At 49.4% G+C, this 2,073-nt stretch carries 1 protein-coding gene; it reads right to left on the bottom strand.

Translation table 11 applies throughout. The features are described from left to right. On the bottom strand, positions 1-1,702 hold a 1,702-nt coding region (locus tag NW820_RS12030), incomplete at its 3' end, for a tetratricopeptide repeat protein (RefSeq protein ID WP_414407605.1). Between the last annotated feature and the right edge of the window lie 371 nt (positions 1,703-2,073).

Genomic DNA, 2,073 nt, shown 5'->3' with positions numbered 1-2,073 from the left:
TTTTGAGAATGGCATAGGTATGCCGCCCCCGCATCAGCTTTCCAGGGCAAGTGATCACAGGCAATCCGACCGCAACGGCCTCTAAGGTGGTGATCCCACCTGACCAGCCATAGGAATCTAACATAAGATCGGCACAGCGGTTGAGATCCAAGTAGTCTTGATGGTCTAATCCAGGCAGAACCAGACAGTGGTCTTCTGCATTGAGACCGTACAGGGAAAAAGCCCGGGTGAGCCGTTCCCGAAATTGTCGGGCAATAGCAGCATTGGGCAGAGCCAAGAAGACAAACTGAGCGTTGGGCACCCGCTGAGCAATAGCGGCAAAAAGATAGTCATATTGGGGCAGATATTTACCCAAGTATTGACAAGCTAGGTAAACCACTGCGTTTCTGCGCAGGCCGAAATCCTCACGATAGCGCTTTTGCTGAGGCAAAACCGGCTTTTCGAAGCAAGTGCCCAAATGAGGTAAACGAATCAGGGTTTCACTATAATGTTCTTGAGCATCCTCTGGCTCCATTAAATCGCTGGAGAGGAAATAGTCAATCGTAGAAAGTCCAGAAGTTATAGGATGAGCCCAAGTGGAGCACTGTATCGGTGCCAGTCGCAGGGAAGCCAGTTGCAGAATAAGAGGTGAAAGACCAATCTCCAAATACACCAAAATATCTAGCTGATCCTGCAGGATTTGTCGGGCTGCATCCTCAAGTCCGGTGGGAATGTGTCGAAACACATCGGCATATTGACGATACCGGTCTGTCATGAAATCGGTTCTGGGATCCAAGTGATAGGCGAAGACTTGAAACTTTCGCTCCGAGTTAGCCTGTCCATCAATCCAATTAGCATTTAGGTACTTAACCCAACCCAGAGATAAGCGGCTGTAAGAGCAAGCTCGCATGGAAGCTGAGGCAAACCCAACTCGGATGGGATCCCCTGGTTGGGATTGGCAAGGAAGATATCTCCAATCGGGATAACAGGCGTTGACTATACGTTGAACAAACTGGGCATATTTTTTCTGCAAATCCAGGTCGTTGTAGCCTTGGTACTGTAGGTAGTGATTGGTTCCCAGTCCTGATGCCCACAGCGCTGTGCGACGTTGCTCCTCTGTTTCTAGGGGAGTTTCCTCAATAAGACGATCCAGGTGCTCAACAAAGCGAGCACGAAAGGAGTTGAGCTCTTCCTCACTCTGATAGACTGCCGGCAAGTAGAGATGATAAAACCAACGAGCCTGTTCTAACTGGGGATCCAAAGCCAATGCTTTCTCCAGGTGATCCAAGGCAATAGCGTGTTCTCCTTGATCTCGGCAGGCGATGGCCAGATTCAGATGTACCTCTTCCAAAGGGATCCCTGCTGCTCGATCCGAGTTTACCAACAGGGAATTGAGCAGGGGGATCGCCTCTTCGCAGCGACGTAAGTTAACGAGGATCTTGCCAGCTTGAAAGGCGGAAAGAGTGGCATCGGGATTGAGGTTTAAGCTCTGCCGGTAGCAGGATAAGGCTTTCTCCCATTGGCCCGAAGACTCGTAGACCACGCCTAAGTTGTGATGATAAAGAGCTACGCAAGGATTTAACTCAATAGCCTCGGCAATTAGCGCAGCTGCCCATTCCAAATCCCCCTTGGTCTGGGCCACCGTTCCCAGCAGGTGCAAAGCGTCGGCTTGCTCAGGAAACTCCGCCAAGATCTCGGAGTAAATGGCTTCTGCTTGTCGCAAATCTCCTGCTTGCTGGGCTTGGATCCCGGCTAGAAGTTTGTTTGTAAGTATCCAGTCTGACATCTACTACAAGATGGCTAGAAATTCTCCTGACTTGTCTGCCCAGTATAGTTTTTTCCAGTTATAGTCAGTTCAGTTGGGGATAAGATGACTTTACAGGCAAGATAACATGCAGGTAGACCTAAAGAGGAAGCTTAGATCTGAGAGAGAGTCGTATTTGTTCCGCTCCGTGGCTCATTTTTTTACTTTGTTCAGCTACTTTACCTAAACGTAAGCTCTGCTCAGGTAACAGAGACAGCCGTAGTTACCTTGAGAAATCTCCCCCTGCCAGAGGAGATGAGAGGGATCCAACATCTGGTCAATCTGCTTGC

The sequence above is a fragment of the Synechococcus sp. R55.7 genome (assembly GCF_047461955.1).
Classification (GTDB): Bacteria; Cyanobacteriota; Cyanobacteriia; order Thermostichales; family Thermostichaceae; genus Thermostichus.
The sequence above is the reverse complement of the archived record's forward strand: the minus strand, read 5'-3'. Positions and strand labels throughout refer to the sequence as shown.